Origin of the sequence: Mycobacterium sp. NPDC050853, assembly GCF_040653875.1 — a bacterium.
In the GTDB taxonomy this organism is placed as follows: Bacteria; Actinomycetota; Actinomycetes; order Mycobacteriales; family Mycobacteriaceae; genus Mycobacterium.
In genome coordinates, this window is the sequence record NZ_JBFAGW010000009.1 from 135,004 (window position 1) to 154,613 (window position 19,610).

22 protein-coding genes are annotated in these 19,610 nt (G+C 64.7%); 9 read left to right on the forward strand and 13 right to left on the reverse strand.

Translation table 11 applies throughout. The features are described from left to right. Window positions 1–179: 179 nt before the first annotated feature. The 5 genes from AB0H22_RS23035 to modA all read right to left on the reverse strand — a co-directional run bounded on the left by AB0H22_RS23035 (window position 180) and on the right by modA (window position 4,548). Window positions 180–488 carry a GlsB/YeaQ/YmgE family stress response membrane protein gene (locus AB0H22_RS23035; protein WP_180750147.1) on the reverse strand — a complete coding sequence of 103 codons (309 nt, stop codon included), beginning with the start codon at window positions 486–488 and terminating at the stop codon, window positions 180–182. Window positions 489–681: 193 nt separating this feature from the next. Next, the gene (locus AB0H22_RS23040; protein ID WP_180750146.1) at window positions 682–1,692 is read right to left on the reverse strand and encodes an APA family fibronectin-binding glycoprotein; all 1,011 of its coding nucleotides are present in this window, start codon (window positions 1,690–1,692) and stop codon (window positions 682–684) included. A gap of 170 nt (window positions 1,693–1,862) precedes the next feature. After that, entirely contained in the window at window positions 1,863–2,936 is a 1,074-nt protein-coding gene (locus tag AB0H22_RS23045; protein ID WP_358149280.1) for an ABC transporter ATP-binding protein, read from the reverse strand. After that, window positions 2,936–3,730 carry an ABC transporter permease gene (locus AB0H22_RS23050; RefSeq protein ID WP_180750144.1) on the reverse strand — a complete coding sequence of 265 codons (795 nt, stop codon included), beginning with the start codon at window positions 3,728–3,730 and terminating at the stop codon, window positions 2,936–2,938. Before AB0H22_RS23050 ends, AB0H22_RS23045 begins: the two co-directional genes overlap by 1 nt. Next, on the reverse strand, window positions 3,727–4,548 hold the full coding sequence (modA, locus tag AB0H22_RS23055; RefSeq protein WP_358149282.1) for a molybdate ABC transporter substrate-binding protein: 822 nt from the start codon (window positions 4,546–4,548) through the stop codon (window positions 3,727–3,729). Before modA ends, AB0H22_RS23050 begins: the two co-directional genes overlap by 4 nt. Window positions 4,549–4,771: 223 nt before the next feature. Between modA and AB0H22_RS23060 the strand changes: the two genes are divergently transcribed. The 4 genes from AB0H22_RS23060 to AB0H22_RS23075 all read left to right on the forward strand — a co-directional run bounded on the left by AB0H22_RS23060 (window position 4,772) and on the right by AB0H22_RS23075 (window position 8,771). Further along, window positions 4,772–5,455, forward strand: a complete 684-nt coding sequence (locus tag AB0H22_RS23060) for an SDR family oxidoreductase (protein ID WP_180750142.1) — start codon at window positions 4,772–4,774, stop codon at window positions 5,453–5,455. 93 nt (window positions 5,456–5,548) lie between these two features. After that, window positions 5,549–6,532, forward strand: coding sequence for an LLM class F420-dependent oxidoreductase (locus AB0H22_RS23065; RefSeq protein WP_180750141.1), 984 nt, complete (start codon window positions 5,549–5,551; stop codon window positions 6,530–6,532). A gap of 49 nt (window positions 6,533–6,581) precedes the next feature. Beyond that, on the forward strand, window positions 6,582–7,178 hold the full coding sequence (locus AB0H22_RS23070) for a TIGR03086 family metal-binding protein (RefSeq protein ID WP_358149286.1): 597 nt from the start codon (window positions 6,582–6,584) through the stop codon (window positions 7,176–7,178). A gap of 123 nt (window positions 7,179–7,301) precedes the next feature. After that, a complete protein-coding gene (locus AB0H22_RS23075; RefSeq protein ID WP_358149289.1) occupies window positions 7,302–8,771 on the forward strand; it encodes an NAD(P)/FAD-dependent oxidoreductase in 1,470 nt (489 codons plus the stop codon). On the opposite strand, the gene AB0H22_RS23080 is transcribed toward AB0H22_RS23075, so the two are convergent. The 6 genes from AB0H22_RS23080 to AB0H22_RS23105 are packed head-to-tail and all read right to left on the reverse strand — an operon-like array spanning window position 8,768 to window position 13,173. Further along, window positions 8,768–9,415 (reverse strand): urease accessory protein UreD, encoded by a 648-nt coding sequence (locus AB0H22_RS23080; protein ID WP_358149291.1) that lies wholly within the window; start codon window positions 9,413–9,415, stop codon window positions 8,768–8,770. The genes AB0H22_RS23075 and AB0H22_RS23080 overlap by 4 nt on opposite strands. After that, window positions 9,405–10,097, reverse strand: coding sequence for an urease accessory protein UreG (gene ureG, locus AB0H22_RS23085; protein WP_180750137.1), 693 nt, complete (start codon window positions 10,095–10,097; stop codon window positions 9,405–9,407). The genes AB0H22_RS23080 and ureG overlap by 11 nt, the downstream gene beginning before the upstream one ends. Window positions 10,098–10,140: 43 nt before the next feature. Next, window positions 10,141–10,794: an urease accessory UreF family protein gene (locus AB0H22_RS23090; protein ID WP_358149294.1), complete on the reverse strand. Its 654-nt coding sequence runs from the start codon at window positions 10,792–10,794 to the stop codon at window positions 10,141–10,143. After that, window positions 10,794–12,515 carry an urease subunit alpha gene (locus tag AB0H22_RS23095; RefSeq protein WP_180750135.1) on the reverse strand — a complete coding sequence of 574 codons (1,722 nt, stop codon included), beginning with the start codon at window positions 12,513–12,515 and terminating at the stop codon, window positions 10,794–10,796. The genes AB0H22_RS23090 and AB0H22_RS23095 overlap by 1 nt, the downstream gene beginning before the upstream one ends. Further along, window positions 12,512–12,865 carry an urease subunit beta gene (locus AB0H22_RS23100; protein ID WP_358149396.1) on the reverse strand — a complete coding sequence of 118 codons (354 nt, stop codon included), beginning with the start codon at window positions 12,863–12,865 and terminating at the stop codon, window positions 12,512–12,514. The genes AB0H22_RS23095 and AB0H22_RS23100 overlap by 4 nt, the downstream gene beginning before the upstream one ends. Window positions 12,866–12,870: 5 nt before the next feature. Then, window positions 12,871–13,173 carry an urease subunit gamma gene (locus tag AB0H22_RS23105; RefSeq protein ID WP_180750369.1) on the reverse strand — a complete coding sequence of 101 codons (303 nt, stop codon included), beginning with the start codon at window positions 13,171–13,173 and terminating at the stop codon, window positions 12,871–12,873. Window positions 13,174–13,365: 192 nt separating this feature from the next. Between AB0H22_RS23105 and AB0H22_RS23110 the strand changes: the two genes are divergently transcribed. After that, window positions 13,366–14,130, forward strand: coding sequence for a sensor domain-containing protein (locus AB0H22_RS23110; protein WP_358149296.1), 765 nt, complete (start codon window positions 13,366–13,368; stop codon window positions 14,128–14,130). Continuing rightward, complete coding sequence (locus AB0H22_RS23115; RefSeq protein WP_358149298.1) at window positions 14,127–14,939, forward strand: sensor domain-containing protein; 813 nt, start codon at window positions 14,127–14,129, stop codon at window positions 14,937–14,939. Before AB0H22_RS23110 ends, AB0H22_RS23115 begins: the two co-directional genes overlap by 4 nt. A 134-nt stretch (window positions 14,940–15,073) precedes the next feature. Here AB0H22_RS23115 and AB0H22_RS23120 read toward each other — a convergent pair whose 3' ends face one another. Together AB0H22_RS23120 and AB0H22_RS23125 are read right to left on the reverse strand one after the other, a co-directional pair. Further along, entirely contained in the window at window positions 15,074–15,484 is a 411-nt protein-coding gene (locus AB0H22_RS23120) for a PaaI family thioesterase (RefSeq protein ID WP_180750132.1), read from the reverse strand. A gap of 208 nt (window positions 15,485–15,692) precedes the next feature. Next, complete coding sequence (locus AB0H22_RS23125; RefSeq protein WP_255485929.1) at window positions 15,693–16,382, reverse strand: iron reductase; 690 nt, start codon at window positions 16,380–16,382, stop codon at window positions 15,693–15,695. Window positions 16,383–16,661: 279 nt separating this feature from the next. On the opposite strand from AB0H22_RS23125, the gene AB0H22_RS23130 reads away from it, so the two are divergent. The 3 genes from AB0H22_RS23130 (at window position 16,662) to gndA (ending at window position 19,603) form a co-directional block, all read left to right on the forward strand. After that, a complete protein-coding gene (locus AB0H22_RS23130) occupies window positions 16,662–17,069 on the forward strand; it encodes a BlaI/MecI/CopY family transcriptional regulator (protein ID WP_180750130.1) in 408 nt (135 codons plus the stop codon). Between the two features lie 14 nt (window positions 17,070–17,083). After that, window positions 17,084–18,049: a M56 family metallopeptidase gene (locus tag AB0H22_RS23135; protein WP_180750129.1), complete on the forward strand. Its 966-nt coding sequence runs from the start codon at window positions 17,084–17,086 to the stop codon at window positions 18,047–18,049. 81 nt (window positions 18,050–18,130) lie between these two features. Next, complete coding sequence (gndA, locus tag AB0H22_RS23140) at window positions 18,131–19,603, forward strand: NADP-dependent phosphogluconate dehydrogenase (protein WP_358149302.1); 1,473 nt, start codon at window positions 18,131–18,133, stop codon at window positions 19,601–19,603. Window positions 19,604–19,610 lie beyond the last annotated feature (7 nt).

A 19,610-nucleotide genomic window follows, 5' to 3' on the forward strand; every position in this document is an offset into this window, starting at 1 on the left:
ACCACACCGCAGCCGACACCGCAATACGAGCATGCGGCACGGCGCGCGGTGGGCGGCGCGCTGAGATCAGTCACCCTGTCATGGTGAGTGAATCAGATTCCCGAATGCTTCCACCGAGGTTATCCGGGCGTCACAGCCTCCTCACCATCGCCGTTTTCGCAACGTGAGGAAGCGTTGGGCTACTTCTTCCCGGTGACCAATTTGACGAGGAATAGGAGAACTACAGCCCCGAGTATTGCGGTGAAGAAGGTGAACCACCACCCACCGCTAGCGGTGTTGAATGCGAAACTCAGCAAAAATCCGCCGAGGAATGCACCGATAACGCCGACAACGATATTGAGAAGAAGTCCCATCTGCTGGTCGGTGCCCATGATCTTGCTGGCGATCCAGCCGGCCAGCGCGCCGATGATCAGGTATCCGACGATCCCCACGCTGGTCGTTGTGGTCGAGCGCGCGAGAAGTTCTGCCGTCATAGCAATGTCGATCATTCATCCTCCTGCTAAATCGCTGAGCGAATGTGAGCTAAATCGATGATAGCCCTCGCGACAATGCGCGTGGGGTATTGCGCCACCCGTACCGGGACGCGAATTCAGGTCTAACAGCGGAATGCCTCCGGATGAATACCGCAGGAAAAGCGGCGGTTCGCGAATGTAAATCCATGAACTGGCCGCCTACCGGATGTCAGACCGGGACGCCGGGCGCTGGTGGTGCTGGTGGGGGTACGGGCTGCCCCGCGGGAACGGGTTCGGGGGCCGGCGCACCTGGTGCCGCGGGAGCCGGCGGTGGCGGTGGCTGGTTGGGATCGGCCGGCGGGGGCGGCGGCTGGTTCGGGTCCGCAGGTGGCGGGGCCGGCTGGTTGGGATCAACCGGCTGCCCGGCCGGAGGTGTCGGCGGAGTCGGTGGGGTCCAGGGACGGATCGACTCGGTCAGGGCCTTCGCCACGCCCTTGTCCACCGGTGATGCGGAGGTACCGAGCCACACGATGAACCAACGGTCTTTACCCTTGCCCACGGCCGCGGACCAGATCTGGCCGGGGTCCTTGGCGGCGTCGTCGAACTTGACCTCGTAGTACGAGGATGCCGCGGGCATGCCCGCGACCTCGAAGCTCTGATCTTCCATGTTGAGGCGGTTACCCGGGTACGGCATGAAGAACTCGCCCATATCCGAGGCGAGTCTGCGGGCGGCCTTTTGGTTGTCGGGCTCGGCGCCCGCGAAAAGCTTGAGGTCCAGACGACCCAGCAGGATGCTTCCGTTCGGTGCGGCCGGATTGGTCAACAGTGCCGATCCGTAGGTCAGCCTGCGTGCATCCGATGGTGTCCAGCCTTGGGGCACAACGAAACTGAAGCCACCCTGGTCATTGTTGACGCGGCTGGCATCAGCGGGTGCCGGAGTTGCCGGTGCAGGCGCCCCGGCGGGCGCGGGCGTGCCGGGCGCCGGTGAGGCCGGAGCCGTGGTCACGGTGGTAGGCGTCTCCGGGTTGGGCGCCGGCTGTCCCGGGGCGGGCGGCGGAGGCGCATCGGTAGTCACCAGGTGGATATCCGCCGTGCGTACCGATGGCGGCGCCTGGTTGGCCGGTGCGGCGACGAGCGTGATGGCTCCTGCCCCGGACAGCGAGGCGACCGCGACGGCAGCTGCTATTACTCGTGCCCGCTGCGCCCGCTTGGCTGCTGATGTTGCCCGTGGTTGCTGCATGTCCATGAACGTACCGGTTTGTCGAGCACGTGCAAGCCTAACCGGCAATCGGCGCGCCCGATTTGCCGAAAGCCGCCAGCGGCGCCACTTCAAGATCATTCGGCGCGGTGACAGGGGGTTTGGTTGCTCAGACGCAAACATGTGATTCCTCTCGAAATCCCCGTCCCCAGCTATGGCGCCGCCTGAATGACGACCTCGTGAGCCTTCACGGCAAAGTATGCCGGCGCGTCGGGCGTCAGCCTTAGTTCTGCCGCGGCGGCCGCGGTGATATGTGCGGTGAATATCGTGGTCCCGGCGGTTGCCGTTACAACGACGCTGTCACCGTGCGCGATAAGCGTCGTGACAGACACGGGGATGACGTTGCGCGGGCTACCTCCTGGCGGGGACAGATGCACGCCGACGGCACGGGGCCCGAACACCGCGACGGCGTGCTGGCCACGCGAATGGCTTCCGGTGTCGGCCCAAACACCATGGATGGCCAAATCGCCGACGTGCAGGGCGCCATCCTCGCCCACGGTGCCGTCGACGAGGTTCACCCCAGCGAACCGCGCGCCGAACTGGCTGGTCGGGCGCGCCAGGACCGTGGCGGTATCACCCAGCTCGGTGACGCGGCCGCCGTCCAGCACCATCACCCGGTCGGCGATGGCGACGGCATCCATGATGTCGTGGGTCACGATCAGGGCACTTTGTCCGTCACGGCCCAGCACCCGCCCCAGCAGTGCCCGAATGGCAGGAGCGCTGTCGGCGTCGAGACCGGCGAGCGGTTCGTCGAGCAGCACCAAGTCGGGTTCGGTCGCCAGCGCACGTGCGATGGCCACTCGCTGTGCCTGTCCCCCGGACAACTCGCCGGGGCGACGCCGTGCCAGATCACGCGCGCCCACCGATTCCAACCAGTGATCCCGCGTGGTCGAGACCTCGTCGCGGCCGCGTCGCCTGCTGCGCAACCCGAACTCGACGTTGGCCGCCACCGTCAGATGCGGGAACAACAACGCTTCCTGCAGCAGAAGCGCCGTCCGTCGTCGGTGGGTGGGGACGAAAGTGCTTGTGGCGCAGTTCGTCAGCACGTGGTCGCCGAGCCGGATCTCGCCGGTGTCGGGTCGAAGCAGACCCGCGATGAGTGCGAGCAGTGTGGACTTGCCGGCTCCGTTTGGGCCGACGATCGCCAGTGTCTCCCCGGGTAGGACCGTGAAGTCGGCATGCACACCGCGTCCGGAATGTCCGGCGTCGAATCGCAGTTCGCTCATCACAGCCACCCGCCGGGGCGCCAGGTCCGCGCACCGACGATGGCTAGGACGACCGCGGCCACCGCCACCAGCAGCAGCGAGAGCGCAACAGCCGATTGTGCGTCGGATTCGCGTTGCAGGTAGATCTCCAGTGGGAGGGTGCGCGTCACGCCCTGCCGGGATCCCGCGAACGTCAAGGTGGCGCCGAATTCCCCCAGTGAGCGCGCGAACGCCAACACCGTGCCCGATATCAGTGCGGGCATCACCAACGGCAGCGACACGCGACGCAGCACGGTGGTGGGCGGCGCCCCCAGACTGGCGGCCACATGGTCGTACCGCTCGCCCATCGTGGCCAGCGCACCCTGAAGGCTGACGACGAGGAACGGCAGCGATACGAAGGTCTGCGCCAGGACTACGGCAGAGGTGGAAAACGCAATCCGGATACCGGCCGCATCCAGGTAGTGGCCGAGCAGCCCCAGCTTGCCAAAGGCGTACAGCAGCGCGATGCCGCCGACGACCGGCGGCAACACCAGCGGCAGCAGAATCATCGGACGCAGCAGCCGGGTCAGCCGTTCGGGCCCGCGGGCGAGGACGACAGCCAGCGGCACCCCGAGCAGCAGGCACAGCACCGTGCTGGCGAGGCACGTCTTCAAGCTGAGCAGGAGCGCCGCCTGCGAGGCCGGGCTTGTGACCAGCGCCGGGAACTGAGCCCAGTCGGCCTTTACCAGCAGCGCCAGCAGCGGCAGCACGATGAGCAGCGCCCCGACGGCCGCCGGCAGGTATACCCACCGGGGCAGGCCGGGTGACCGGGTCACGGTGCGGCGAACCCCGCCTCCGCCAGAATCTTGTGTCCGACATCCCCGGTGACGGTTTCGATGAACTGGTTCGCGCGCTCCGGGTTACGCGAATTCGCGGTGACCGCAATCGGATAGGTGTTGACGATGGTCCGCGCCTCAGGGAATGGGACCGTGGTGACCTTGTCGCCGGCAGCCTTGGCATCGGTGACGTACACGAGACCGGCGTCGGCCTGCCCGGCGATCACCTTGTTCAGCACGTCCGTCACCGAGGATTCCTCGCTGACGGGATTCAGTTGCACACCAATCTCTTTGGTGGCGGTCGTGGTGGCCGCACCACACGGAACCTGCGGAGCGCACACCACCACATCGAGACCGGGGCGCGCCAGGTCCGCGAAGGTGGCGATGCTCTTCGGGTTACCCGGAGCGACCACGATCGTCAACGTATTGGCGGCGAAGTCGACAGGGTTGATGACGGTGTGCGCCTTCCAGGCCTTGTCCATGTTGGCCGAGTCCGCGGTGGCGAGCACGTCGGCCTCGGCGCCCTGGGTGAGTTGGGTCACCAGATCTGAGGAGCCGGCGAAGGTGAACTCAACGGTTGTCCCCGCGTGTGTGGTCTCGAAATTCTTCCCGATTTCGGTGAACGCCTTCCGGAGCGATGCCGCGGCCAGCACGTGCAACCTGACGGCGGCAGAATTCGTGGCCGTCGACGTGGCCCCTGTGCTGGCTGTGTCGTTATCGGAGGTCGTGCGTGAGCCGCAGCCCGACACGGTCAGCGAACTCGCGAACAGGAGTGTCGCGAGGAGCTTTAGTGGGCCCAAGATTCGTCCGCTGGTCACCGGCACAACCCTAGCCATTGTCTGCCACCGATGCGGCGGTCAAGGGTATTGCTACCGTCCAGTAATATTGGGGGTCAAACCCGTGCGACCCGGCCGCCAAATCCGGGGTATGAGGTCCGGGTTGTGTCACGATCGTGCTGGATCATCGCTGGTTCGGTAGGGAAAAGTGCACGGGACAGCGTGTAGGTGCCGTGTCTGCAAGTTAGGTGAGGAAGGACCCGCCATGGACGTACTGGTAACCGGAGCGGTTAACGAGGTCGGCCGAGCGGTGGCCGCGGAGTTCCGCAACGCCGGCCATCGCGTGGTCATCACCGGGCCCAACGCCGACGAGCTGGAGATCGCAGCCAAGGAGCTCGAGGTCGATGCCGTTGTATGCGATAACGCCGACCCGGACAGCCTGGAAGAGAACGTCGAGCTGTTCCCCCAGTACCTGGACGCCATCGTCAACATCCCCAATCCCGTGTGGAGTGAGCCTGGACCGCATCTGGGCACCCTCACCGATACCGGCGAGGCATGGCTGTCCCGGTACGAATCCAGCGTGCTGACCGCGGTGCTGACGGTGCAGGCCGTCGGGGACCGCCTGCGTTCCGGTGCGGCCATCATCAACCTGTGCATGCTGGGCACCCATGACCGGTCCGGCGCAACCACTGCCGCCAAGGCCGCGTTGTCCGCGTGGACCGCCGAACAGGCCGAGCGGATGGGTACTCGCGGGATCACCATCAACACCATCGCGCCCGGGCAACCGGCCGAGGCCAATTACGACGGTCTCGACAGTGTCGGGGATGCGCAGGAGCTGGTCGCCGCGGAGATCGCCCGCTTGGCGTTGTTCCTCACCAGCTCACAGGCGCGTCACATCACCGGTCAGACCCTGCACGTCAGCCGCGGCGTTCCCGCCGGCGTCCGCTAATCCAGACCTGGAGGGCACTCTAGGTTTTTTGTTCGAATTGCCTTGTAACGCAAGATCAATGCTGTACCTGCGATTCGGGCGTACGCTGACCGAGTGACCATTCGGCTCGGTTTGCAGATCCCCAATTTCTCCTACGGCACCGGCGTCGCCGAGCTCTTCCCCACCGTCGTCAGACAGACGCGTGAGGCGGAGGCGTCGGGCTTCGACACGGTCTTCGTGATGGACCACTTCTACCAACTGCCCATGATCGGCGCCCCCGACGAGCCGATGCTGGAGGCGTACACGGCGCTGGGTGCGCTGGCCAGTGCCACCAGCACCATCCAGCTCTCCACATTGGTCACCGGCAACACGTACCGGAACCCCACACTGCTTGCGAAGGCCGTCACCACGCTCGACGTGGTCAGCGGCGGACGCGCGATTCTGGGTATCGGCGCGGGTTGGTTTGAGCTGGAGCATCAGCAACTGGGTTTCGAGTTCGGCACCTTCACCGACCGCTTCGAGCGGCTGAGCGAGGCGCTGGAGATCATCCCGCCGATGCTGCGCGGTGAGCGGCCCACCTTCGATGGCAAGTACTACCGCACCGAGACCGCCATCAACGAGCCCCGCTACCGATCGAACATCCCGATCATGATCGGCGGCAGCGGCGAGAAGAAGACATTCGGTCTGGCGGTGAAGTACGCCGATCACCTGAACCTGCTCAGCGCGCTGGACGAGATCCCGCACAAGTTGTCGGTGCTGCGGCAGCGCTGCGAGGAGGCCGGCCGCGATCCATCGACCCTGGAAACCTCGGCCTTCTTCTCGGTGTTCGTCGACGAGGATTCGGCCGCAGCCTGGAAACAGGCCGGTGAGCACCTGCGCAAGAACGGTCTGGACTTGGAAACTCTGCCCGAGGATGTCAAGGCGCAGGTACTCGGAAGGACACTGGTGGGCAGCCCCGAAGAGATCGCCGAGCAGGTGCAGACTCGCATCCTCGATCAGGGAATCGACTCCATCACCCTCAACGTGCCGGGTAACGGGCACATCCCCGGCGTGGTGGAATCGATCGGTAGCACTCTTCGCCCGCTGTTCAAGGACTAGTCGGCCGGATTCGGTCTGTATCGCGCAATCCTTCGGCAGGATGTGGGATATGGATGCGCCATTCAGCCTGCAACCCGCCGCAGCGGCGGTGGAAGCACTTCTTCCCGGAGTGTCTGACAACGACTTGGGTAACCCGACTCCCTGTGCGGAACTCACCGTTCGTGCGCTGCTGAATCACCTCATGGGTCTGTCTATGGCCTTCCGATTTGTCGTCCAGCCGGAGAAGGCCGCCGCGTTGGGCATCGACCTGTCGGGACCGTCCTTCACGGAGGACCTCGATCCGGAGTGGCGGACGCTGCTACCGCAGCGGCTGACGGATCTCGTCGTGACATGGGCGGAGCCGCAATCCTGGGAGGGCGAGGCGACGATCGCCGGAACCGTCATGCCCAACGATCAGGTGGCGATGGTGGCCCTCGACGAATTAGTGCTGCACGGCTGGGATTTGGCGGCCGCGACGGGTCAGCCGTTCGACCTGCCCGAAGGCACGGATCCGGGTCTGTACGGGTTCCTCACTGCGCTGGCCTCGGACGGCGGAACACCGGGTTTGTTTGGCCCGCAGCTGCCGGTCCCCCCGGGAACCCCACGGTTCGATCACATGCTTGCCATGTCGGGACGTGATCCGGGCTGGCAGCCAAGGACTCTGTGAGATATTTCGCTAAACTAAGTGACGCGACGTGCACGGAAATCCCGACTACGGTTGTGGTGTTGCACCAAGTGTCAATCAAGGTTAATAACCCCAGTTGAGACGCCATTCGACGAGGAGTGATCGATGAGCACGACACCAGACGCCGCCAGCCCCGCGGTGCCTCATGTCGCCGACCCCGCCAACCCACAGTCCAAGATCAAGGACGCCCTGTCGCCCAGGCACCGCGTGGTCATCATCGGTTCCGGATTCGGTGGGCTCACCGCCGCCAAGACACTCAAGCGAGCCAACGTTGACATCACCCTGATCGCGCGCACCACGCACCACCTGTTCCAGCCGCTGCTGTACCAAGTGGCCACCGGGATCATCTCCGAGGGAGAGATCGCGCCGCCGACCCGGCAGATCTTGAAGAACCAGCACAACGCGCAGGTAGTTCTCGGAGACGTGACCGGCATCGACCTGGAGAACCAGTTCGTGCACTCCACGCTGCTCGGGCATGACTACAAGACGCCATACGACAGTCTGATTGTCGCTGCCGGCGCGGGTCAGTCCTACTTTGGCAACGATCAATTCGCCGAGTGGGCCCCCGGCATGAAGTCGATCGATGACGCCCTGGAACTGCGCGGAAAGATTCTCGGCGCCTTTGAAATGGCGGAGCGCTCCAGTGACCCCGAGCGTCGTCGGAAGCTCATGACGTTCACGGTGGTTGGCGCCGGGCCCACCGGAGTCGAGATGGCCGGGCAGATAGCCGAATTGGCTAACGAGACGCTCAAGGGCACCTTCCGTCACATAGATCCGACGGACGCGCGGGTGATCCTGTTGGATGCCGCACCCGCGATACTGCCGCCGTTTGGCGAAAAGCTGGGCAACAAGGCGCGCAAGCGGCTGGAGAAGATGGGTGTCGAGATCCAGCTGGGCGCCATGGTCACCGACGTGGACCGCAACGGTTTGACCGTCAAGTACTCGGACGGCACCACCAAGCGCATCGAATCCTCGTGCAAGGTGTGGTCGGCCGGCGTATCCGCGAGCCCACTGGGCAAGACGTTGGCCGAGCAGTCGGGTGTCGAACTCGACCGCGCCGGTCGCGTCAAGGTGGGTCCGGATCTGACGATCCCGGGGCACCCCAATGTGTACGTGGTCGGCGACATGATGGCCGTGGATGGGGTGCCCGGTGTGGCCCAGGGTGCTATTCAGGGTGGTCGTTACGCCGCCAAGCAGATCAAGGCGGAACTCGGTGGCCGCAGTCCTGAGAACCGCACCCCGTTCAAGTTCTTTGACAAGGGGTCGATGGCCACCGTGTCGCGCTACAGCGCGGTGTGCAAGATCGGGCCATTGGAGTTCAGCGGATTCATCGCCTGGCTCATGTGGCTGGCGCTGCACCTGGTGTACCTCGTCGGGTTCAAAAACAGGCTCGTGACGCTGATTCTGTGGTCCATCGCCTTCGTCACGCGATCGCGGGGCCAGATGGCCATCACCGAGCAGCAAGCCTGGGCGCGAACACGTTTGGACCAACTTGAGGAGCTCGTCGCCGAAAAGAACGGCGAAGACGAATCCAGCGACGAGGTTGCGCGGGAAGAAGAAAAGGCCGCAAGCTAATCTGCCGGTAGACGCCGTCCCTGCCACGTGAGCAGGGTGGCGTCGCCGGCGAGGTGCAGCAGGGTGGCATCGATAGGGCTTGTCTCTATGGAATCCATTGTTGGATAACGTAGTTCGCTGATCAATGCCAACGGGCAGCCCAGCTCGTCATCCGTCACCGATCCCGCACCGAGTTCGACGCGATGCCGTAGCAGGGGGCGATCGCCCACATCCGCGTCAAGCCGGCCGCTCCAGAATCCCGAAGACTCCCCCGCCCTGCCGATCTGCACGCGCTCCCGTAGTCGCAGGCTGGCGCCCGCTGATCCGTGCACCGTGACGTGGGAATGGTGGGCGGCGTTGGCCGCGACGATGGTGGGCGCCGGGTCGAGATCCAGTTCGCCCTCCACCGAGCAGGCCCATGCGGTCGAGGAGTGCACGGTATCGCGGCCGGGCAGGGCCACCGTGGCCGCCACGGATCGCACCCGCAACACCGCGTTCTCACCCACCTCGATATGCACCGAGATCTCATCGCCACCAAGCGGACTCGCGGCCACTCCGACAAGATGGATGGTATCGGTGGAGGTGAGTCGGGCCTGCAGACTTCCGGAGCAGCGCATCCGCGGCAGCTGCCCCTTGGTTGCAATGAGGACGACCTCAGTGCGCATGGTCGGCAGCGCGCGCCTCGTCGAGATGATTTCGCACCCAGGCCAACACCTCGGCGGCCGTCGGGTCCTCGGTCAACGAGATCATCGCGGTTGGACGTCCCTGGCGCACGGCCGTCGCATCGCGGGCCATCACCCCCAGATCGGCACCCACCATGGGGGCCAGATCGGTCTTGTTGATGACGAGAAGATCCGAGAACGTCACGCCGGGACCGCCTTTGCGTGGCACCTTGTCACCACCGGCCACGTCGACGACAAAGATCTGCACGTCGATCAGGCCCGAGGAGAAGGTGGCGGTGAGGTTATCCCCGCCCGATTCGACGAGGATGAGGTCGAGTGGATCGTTGGCGGCGATCAGATCTTCGATGGCATCCAGGTTCGCGGTGATGTCGTCGCGGATCGCGGTATGCGGACAGCCTCCCGTTTGTACCGCGGTGATGCGTTCATCGGGAAGCACGGCGTGCCGGCGCAGGAAGTCCGCATCCTCGGTGGTGTAGATGTCGTTGGTGAGCACCGCCACCGAGATCTCGTCGCGCAGCGTGCGGCACAACGCGGCGACCAGCGCGGTTTTGCCCGATCCCACCGGTCCGCCGATCCCGATGCGCAGCGGCTCCCCCGGCTGACGTACACGACGTGGCCTGTCGATGTGGTGATGGGGCTGGCCGTCAAGGAGATGCGGTGGCATATCAATCCAATCGTGGTAGTGCTACAGAAGTACTACTAAAAAACTACGAAACAAAAAGCGGGCGTTCGCGTGTGAGGTGCTGCTCGGCGAGAACATCCTGTAACGGATCGGACAAGCTGGCGAGCTCGGTGGCGGCCAGTGTCGCCGTCTCCTCGCATAGGCCCATTAGGGCCAGCGTGCCCACCGCCACCTCCGCCGGATCCAGCGCCAGCAGGCGTTGGCCTGCGGTGGCCGACCCGGTCAGGGTGGTGTAGACGAGGACGAGCGCGATCTCACGTCCCGTCAACCCTGTAGCCGCTCCGATGATGCCGTAGACAACGGCCAGATGCGGCTGCCGACCGTGTGGGCTCCAGTCGATCTGCGGCCAGGCCGAACCGGCCAGGCGTCGGAGCCCGCGGCCCTGGGCGCGAGAGGCGTGCCGGGCGGCCTGTGACGGAGTCCGCGCATCCGTTTCGGCATCCGCTCGCACGGGATCCAGCCGCCCGGATGTGATGGCGGCGGCGATAGACGCCGCGACCAGGCCGTGAGTCTGAATGCGACGCCGCAGAAAGGCATTGAGCGTCACGCAGTCCCGTACGAGGCCCTGGGCGATGGCCTCCTCCGCCCCACCGGAATGCACATGTGAACCGGTGGGCAACCGGGAATCTGCCAGCGACAGCAGCAACGCCGTGGTCCCGGAAGTATCCGTAGCTCCCATCAGAATAGAAAATACCGTTGTGCCATGGGCAGTTCCGTGGCCGGCTGCTCCTGCCACACCTCGCCGTCGATGCGCACGGTGAAGGTGTCGGGATCGACCTGGATATCCGGCATCGCATCGTTGAGCGGTAGGTCGGCCTTGCCGCGATGACGGACATTGCGGGTGGGAACCAGTCTGCGCCGCAACCCAAGTCGGGCCGCCAGATCGTCCTCGATCGCGGTCGGTGACACGAAATGCACGGCCAATCCGGGGGCCACATTGGGCATGGCGCCGAACATCGGCCGTGGCAGGACGGGTTGCGGGGTGGGAATGGAGGCGTTCGCATCACCCATGGCAGCCCAGGCGATGGCACCGCCCTTGATAACTATGTGCGGCCGCACCCCGAAGAACGCGGGTTCCCACATCACCAGATCGGCGAGCTTGCCTACCTCCACCGAACCCAACTCGTGATCGATGCCATGGGTAATCGCCGGGCAGATGGTGTATTTCGCGACGTACCGGCGTACCCGGTTGTTATCGGCAGCTCCGTCCCCCGGGAGTGCGCCACGGCGCTTCTTCATGACATGCGCGGTCTGCCAGGTACGCATAACCACCTCGCCGATGCGCCCCATGGCCTGGCTGTCGCTGCCGATCATCGAGATCGCACCGATATCGTGCAGTAGATCCTCGGCCGCGATCGTCGACGGGCGAATCCGGCTCTCCGCGAACGCTAGGTCCTCCGGCACGGCGGCATTGAGATGATGGCAGACCATGAGCATGTCGAGGTGCTCATCGAGAGTGTTGATCGTATGTGGACGCGTCGGGTTGGTGGAACTGGGCATCACATTCGGGTGGCTGGCAACGGTGATGATGTCGGGAGCGTGACCGCCACCGGCACCCTCGGTGTGATAGGCGTGGATTCCGCGCCCGGCGATGGCCGCCAGCGTGCTCTCCACGAACCCCGTTTCGTTCAGCGTGTCCGAGTGCAGCGCGACCTGGACATCCGCCTCGTCCGCGACCCGCAGGCAGGCATCGATGACCGCCGGTGTGGTACCCCAGTCCTCGTGCAACTTGAAACCTGCTGCCCCGCCGCGTAATTGCTCCCACATGGACTCGGGGTTGACGGTGTTCCCCTTGCCGAGTAGAAGCACGTTGACCGGCCATTGATCCAGGGCCTGCAGCATCCGCCCCAGATGCCAGGCGCCGGGTGTGACGGTCGTGGCCTTGCTGCCCTCGGCGGGCCCGGTGCCGCCACCGATCATGGTGGTGATACCGCCGCCGATGGCCTCGTCGACCAGCTGCGGACAGATGAAGTGGACGTGACAGTCGATTCCGCCCGCTGTGACGATCCGGTCGTTACCGGCAATGATCTCCGTCGACGGGCCGACGATCAGCTGAGGATGGACCCCGTCCATGATGTCGGGGTTGCCGGCCTTGCCGATGCCGACGATACGACCGTCGCGAATGCCGATGTCCGCCTTGATGATTCCCCAGTGATCAATGATGATGGCACCGGTGATGACGGTGTCCGGCGCTCCTTCGGCACGGGTCAGTCGACTCTGTCCCATCGACTCGCGCAGTACCTTGCCGCCGCCGAAGACGGCCTCTTCACCCGCCAAACCAGGTCCGCCACAGCGATCTTCGGTGATCTCGATAAGCAGATCGGTATCGGCCAACCGGATCCGATCGCCTGTGGTTGGTCCGTAAAGCTTGGCGTAGTGCTCCCGTGACAGTCTTGTCATGCCGGGCCCCGGCCATCTGCTCTTCGCGCAAGCGGCTCATCGCCGTCCAACTTGCCTGGGGCATCGAGCGTGAGCCCGTGCACTTCGCGGCGGCCACGTAGCGGTACCAGCCGAACTCTTTGGGCGACACCGGGTTCGAATCGCACCGCAGTACCGGCCGGTATATGCAACCGATGGCCGTGCGCGGCCGTCCGGTCGAAGTCGAGCGCTGGATTGGACTGTGGGAAGTGAACGTGGCTGCCCACCTGCACCGGGCGGTCTCCAGTGTTGACGACGTCGAGCTCGAGGACCGCGGCACCCGCGTTGAGCTCGATATCGTCCGGTGCGAACAGATACTCGCCGGGAATCATCTGGCTCATCCGATCGGGTGGTGAACGGTAACGAGTTTGGTGCCATCGGGGAAGGTGGCCTCCACTTGGACATCCGGGATCATCTCGGGCACACCGTCCATGACGTGGTCGCGCCCCAGCACCTCACGTCCGCTGACCATCAACTCAGAGACGGTCCGGCCGTCGCGGGCACCTTCGAGGAGATGGTCGGCGATGATCGCGATGGCTTCGGGGTGGTTGAGGCGCAAACCCCGAGACTGGCGTCGCCGTGCCAATTCCGCGGCATAGGAGATCAGCAGCCGTTCCTGCTCGTGCGGGGTCAATCGCATAAACGGCGATCCTGCCACGATCTGGGCCACGCGGCATCGTCGGCGTCGTGAGGTGCGTGAAACAGTCCGCAAGCTGCACCCGCGCTCGATGGCAACCATGTAACACTAGGCACCAGCGATCCGATGTAGCCATGATTTGGGTCGATATGCGTCTGAATCGATATGCGTCTGAATCGACAGGGAAGGACTTGGATGCGTCACGTGTTGGCCGCCGGATGGCTTGGCCTGGCAGCGATACTCGCAGTGAGCTGTAGTACGGACTCCGGTGGCATCAAACCGCTACCGGTCGGTGCGACCGCGACATCGACTGCCTCCGATCGCGCGCAGGACCAGGCGATCGCGAGCCCTAAGTCCAGTGCCCCACCGGTCACGACCTCGCTGGAACCGCCTCCGCCGGTGCTCGTCACGCCCGACAAGGCGGACTCGATCCTCATTTCCGCCGATGACGTCGGCAGACTGGTCGGATCCCCGCTGACGTACGAGTTCAAATCCACTAGTCCGAGCGACTCGGCCGCGAGCGGTAAATGTCAGGCACTCGCGGGGCTGCGTAGCGAAAGCCTCGGCGAGGAATGGACGACCTACCGGGGTTCTCGCCTACAGGAAACGGAGAAGCGGTACGACCACATCGTGTGGCAGGCCGTCGTGCTGTTCCCCGACGCGAAGGCTGCGGCGAGTCAGCTTCAGGCGGCGTATCCCCCGTCGCTGACTTCATGCCAGGACTCCCGCCAGACCGAGGGCGACACCGAATGGCGAATCGGCGAATTCTCGAACAATGGCACGAGTGTGAAATGGGTGCGACAGGAGCTTCAGGACGGAAAGCCGGCCGGATGGCGTTGTTTCTACGACTACCGGGTCAAGAACAACGCGCTTTTCGGGGGTCTGCTGTGCCAAAACGGCAATGGCGCTCCGATAGTCACCGCGATCGTCGATCGCATGGCGGAATGGATTCCGGCATGACCGCGACCAGGAGCACGGCAGGGGGTCTGATGAAGAGCGCAGTGATGGGGACGAGGGTGCGGACATTGCTGTGTGCGACGGCGATCACCGCGCTGGCGCTGACCGGATGCTCCGGCCAGAAGCAGGCTACCGAAACATCGACGGCCGCATCGACGACCTCACGGTCGGTGAATGCGCCCGCTCCGGGCCCTACGAGCAGCGGTCCGGCCGGTCTCACGGGATGGCCGGGCCAGGACAAGATCACCGAGGAAGCCATGGTGTCGGCGCTGTTCACCGACGAAGAGATTGCCAAGGTTTTCGATACAAGTGTCGCCAAGACGAACAAGCGGGACAAGCCCTTCACGGCCACGGAGTCCGACAACGCGAGTTGCAATGTGACACAAGCGCTGACCGTCGAATCGGTGGGGAAAGAGTACGAGACGTTTCGCGCGACCGAGATGCTGCTCGGAGACAATGCCAAGAACCCCGAAGCGCAGGTCTATCAAGCGATCGCGGCATACCCGGATCAGAAGGCCGCACAGACGCAGTTCGTGAAGGCCGCTGACGAGATCAAGGAATGCGACGGAAAGACCTACAACTTCACCGATCCTGGCGGACAGAAGGTGCCCGTGACGGTGTCGGTCTCGGCGTCGACCACCAAGAAGGTGAATTGGGCGCTCGTGTACGGCCCGAGTAAATACCGCTGCTTTGTGTCGTTCAACGGCGTTGCGAATGTGATTGTGCAGACGCAGGTTTGCGCACAGAGCAACTCAAAGCAACTGGTGCAGAAGATGGCCGACAGGATTGTCGACAAACTGCAGCTGAGCTGACAAGACTCCCGGATCCAAGTGGGGACTCGGATCCGGCAGGGGGGACGGAGATGGCGGCCCGACCATCGGGGGGCTGGCCGCCATCTCTCGAAATGAGCTCGGGTGGACGCACGGGGGTCGCGTCCACCCGAGTCTCACAAGTTCTGTAGGCGCACCTGCCCGCGCGCGATCGTCCGATCCTCGTCATCGGTGATGGTGACGAGCCACAGCTGCTGACGGCGGCCTCGGTGTATCGGGGCGGATGTCGCGGTGAGCGTGCCCGACGAGATGGCGCGCAGGAAGTCGGTGTTGTTGTTGACCCCGACGACCGCGCCTTCCTCGCCCAGCGCGTTGGCCCGCCAGACAAATGCGGACACACTGGCCACGCTCTCGACCACCGAGCAGTACACGCCGCCGTGCACGATCCCGTTGGGTTGCAAGAGGTTTTCGGTGATGGTCAGAGTGGCGGACACTCCGTCGGGTGTGAGCGATGTGTATTCGAGCCCCACGAGCTTGTCGAATGGCGCCCTGTCCATCGCCTTGAGGATCTCGGGAATGTCAGACATGCACCCTTTCTTATCAGACCGGGTTATCAGACGGGGTCGCGGAGAAACCAGATGCCCGATAACGAAGAAGGACCTCATGTGCCGAAGCACATGAGGTCCTTCCTTCGTATGGACCGGGGGTCTCTGCAGCCCTCAGGACTCCGCGGCGGTCCGGGTGTCTTGTCGCGCTGTAGCGCGTTCGACATGTTTAAGGATAGGCAAGGCTGCCCTAAATTGCAAGCCCTTTGTGGCGGACCGGCAATCCGAGGGTCACGAATCGGTCCAGGATCGCCTGGCCGCGCCGCATTCCGTCGGTCTCGCTCGAGCGCGCCAGCAGCGGAACATGGGTCGCCGCCCCCACCACGGTCGATCCGACCAGCTGCCACATCTGCCCGATTTCCATTGCGCCGGAACTGATCTGCGACAGCCGCGTGAACAACGGGGCCAGTGTGCGGTGGCACCGGTGCGCGGTCCATGCGGCGAGTGCGTCCTCGCCGGGAAAGACCACGACCTGTCCGCGGTCTCTATCTGGGTCGTCGGGCAGCACGCGCAGCGTCGGGTCGACGACGCCGGCCCAATCGATGCACCCCTCGGAGTCGAAGTAGACCCATAAATTCCCGAGCCCCGGATCCCAGGCGCGTCCCTCCAAGACGACCAGCGCCACCAATCGGCCGACCACGGTGTGGACCAGGGCGTCCGCGAGCTGATGGACGGCGACCGCATCGCTGCCGGTCTCCTCGATGGCGCGGGCGTACATCTGCTCAAGGCGATCGGTGTTCAGTGCGCGCGCCAGCGGCCACCATCGGCGGCGTCCGACATCGGACATCACGGCGACACCATAGGCACGTGGGCATTCCGGGTACAGCTCACGAAGCCGGGCGCTCGATTCGTGCAGTGCCAGTGATTGGCGGATGGACATCCCCGCGATCAGCGGATCATCAATGGCCAGCGTCACGATTGGCAGCCTCCTTCACGTAGATAAGATAGGTAAGCCTAACCACATGTAGGATGACATTGCCAGGTGCGGGTGTTGTGAGAGCCCTCACCAAAGCTCCTGATCATCGGGCTGTGCCGGTAGATACGGCCCACATGGTGAGATCGATTCGGCGGCCGGAACAAAGGTCGTACCCCGGATCGTTGGCTGTCAGGATCAGTACGACTCCATGTAGTACGGCATTGCGTCGGAGGTGAACGTAGAATGTTCGGAATGGCACGCCTGGGCGAACTTGAACGCGCGGTGATGGATCATCTGTGGTCCTCCCCCGAGCCCCAGACTGTCCGCCAGGTCCACGAGGCACTGTCGACACGGCGCGACCTTGCCTATACGACCGTGATGACCGTCCTGCAGCGCCTCGCCAAAAAAGATCTGGTGGTGCAGCACCGCGATGACCGTGCGCACCGCTACGCGCCTGTGCACGGCCGTGACGAACTTGTTGCGGGCCTGATGGTGGACGCGCTGGCACAGGCCAACAACTCGGGCGCCCGCGAGGCCGCGTTGGTGCACTTCGTGGAGCGTGTTGGCCCCGATGAGGCCGACGCATTGCGCCGGGCTCTGGCCGATCTCGAAGCGAAAGATCCATCTGCTGGCGGTCGCCCCACCCCGTAAGGGACACTAGTGATGTGTCCGCCGTGGCGTTTGCGATCCTCGCGCTGCTCCTGACCGGTCCTGTACCGGCATTGCTTGCGCATGCGCAGTGGACCTACCGTGCACCACGTGCCGCCATGGTCTTGTGGCAAGCCATTGCCGTGGCCGCTGTGCTCTCGGCATTCAGCGCCGGGCTGGCGGTGGCGAGCAGGCTTCTCGTCCCGGGCCCAGACGGCCACCCGACTGCCACGATTACCGGCGAAATCGACCGTCTCGGTTGGGGTTTGTGGCTCCTCTACGTGGTGGTGTTCGCGATCACCATTCTCATCGGCATCCGGCTGATGGTGTCGGTCATTCGGGTCGCTGTCCGTACCCGCCGCCGTCGTGCCCGCCACCGGGCGATCGTCGATCTGCTCGATCACAGCCGATATTGCGAGAACTGGCGTGGCGGCTACGACATCCATCGCCGCCGGGATCACGACCTGCGGGTGATTGAAGTCGACGAGCCACTCGCCTACTGCTTACCGGGTGTACGCAGCCGGGTGGTCGTCAGTGAGGGAACGCTGAGCACGCTGGGGCACAACGAGGTCGCCGCGATCGTCGCGCACGAGCGTGCCCACCTGCGTGCGCGTCATGACCTGGTGCTGGAGGCATTCACCGCCGTCCACGACGCGTTCCCCGTGATCGTCCGCAGCAGGAATGCGCTGGACGCGGTCAAACTGCTGGTAGAGCTGCTGGCCGATGATGCCGCAGTGCGCACGGCGGGGCCCACACCCCTGGCACGTGCGCTGGTCGCGTGCGCGGGCGGCCCAACGCCGGTCGGCGCGATGGCCGCGGGTGGACCCACCACGCTTATCCGGGTCCGCCGCCTGGGCGGGCGCGGAAACAGTCTTCTCCTGTCGTGCGGCGCCTATGCCGCCGCTGCGGCGATATTGGTGGTGCCGACGTTGGCTGTCGTCATTCCATGGTTCACCGAACTACAGCGTCTGTTCGGTAGATAACCCACGAGTAGGTGACCCGCGCTCGCGGGCCGAATGTGCCTGCGCGAGAATCCGTGGAGCACAACACGTCAACGAAAGGATGTGCCGGTGACGGCTGCAGAGGGCGCTGCGCGCGGAAGCGCGCAAGGATTGGCACAGATCGGCGTGACGGGTTTGGCCGTCATGGGCTCGAATATCGCGCGGAACTTCGCACGGCACGGATATACCGTCGCCCTGCACAACCGGTCGGTCGCGAAGACCGACACGCTGCTGGCCGATCATGGATCCGACGGCAACTTCATCCGCAGTGAGACGGTCGAGGAGTTCGTCGCGGCCCTCGAACGCCCGCGCCGCGTCCTGATCATGGTGAAGGCCGGCGACCCCACCGACGCGGTCATCGAAGAGCTCGCGGCCGCGATGGAGCCCGGTGACATCATCATCGACGGCGGCAACGCGCTGTACACCGACACCATCCGTCGTGAGGCCGCGCTGGCCGCTCGCGGGCTGCTTTTCGTCGGCGCCGGAATCTCGGGCGGCGAAGAGGGTGCGCTGAACGGTCCGGCCATCATGCCGGGCGGCCCGGTCGAGTCCTACAAGGCGCTGGGTCCGCTGCTGGAATCCATTGCGGCCCAGGTCGATGGCACGCCCTGCTGCACCCATATCGGCCCGGACGGTTCTGGGCATTTCGTGAAGATGGTGCACAACGGTATCGAATACTCCGATATGCAGCTGATCGGCGAGGCCTACCAGCTGCTGCGTGACGCGCTGGATATGTCGGCACCGCAGATCGCCGAGGTGTTCACCGACTGGAACGGCGGTGAGCTGGAGAGCTACCTCATCGAGATCACCGCGGATGTGTTGGCCCACACCGATGCCAAGACCGGTAAGCCGCTGGTCGATGTCATCGTCGACGCCGCCGAGCAGAAGGGCACCGGCCGCTGGACGGTGAAATCTGCCTTGGACCTCGGGGTACCGGTGACGGGCATCGCCGAGGCGGTTTTCGCCCGTGCGCTGTCCGGTTCACGGCCGCAACGTGCCGCCGCCGCAGGGTTCACCTCCGGAGCGCTTGGCCAGAAGCCGAGCGATGCAAAGCAATTCGTCGAAGACGTGCGGCAGGCCCTGTATGCGTCGAAGATCGTCGCGTATGCGCAGGGGTTCAACCAGATCGCCGCGGGCAGTGCCGAGTACGGCTGGAACGTCCATCCCGGTGACCTGGCCACCATCTGGCGAGGCGGCTGCATCATTCGAGCGCAGTTCCTCAACCGCGTCAGGGAGGCGTTCGCCGACGAGCCGGACCTCGCCACGCTGATCGCCGCACCGTACTTCCGGGCCGCCGTCGAAAACGGAATCGACAGTTGGCGCCGCGTCGTGGTGACGGCCACGCAGTTGGGAATTCCGGTTCCCGGTTTCGCCTCGTCGCTGTCGTACTACGACGGTCTGCGCACCGATCGCCTGCCCGCCGCCCTCACCCAGGCGCAACGCGACTTCTTCGGCGCACACACCTATGAGCGTGTCGACTCCCCCGGCAAGTTCCATACGCTATGGAGTGGTGACCGTTCGGAAGTGTCTGCCTAACAGGGCG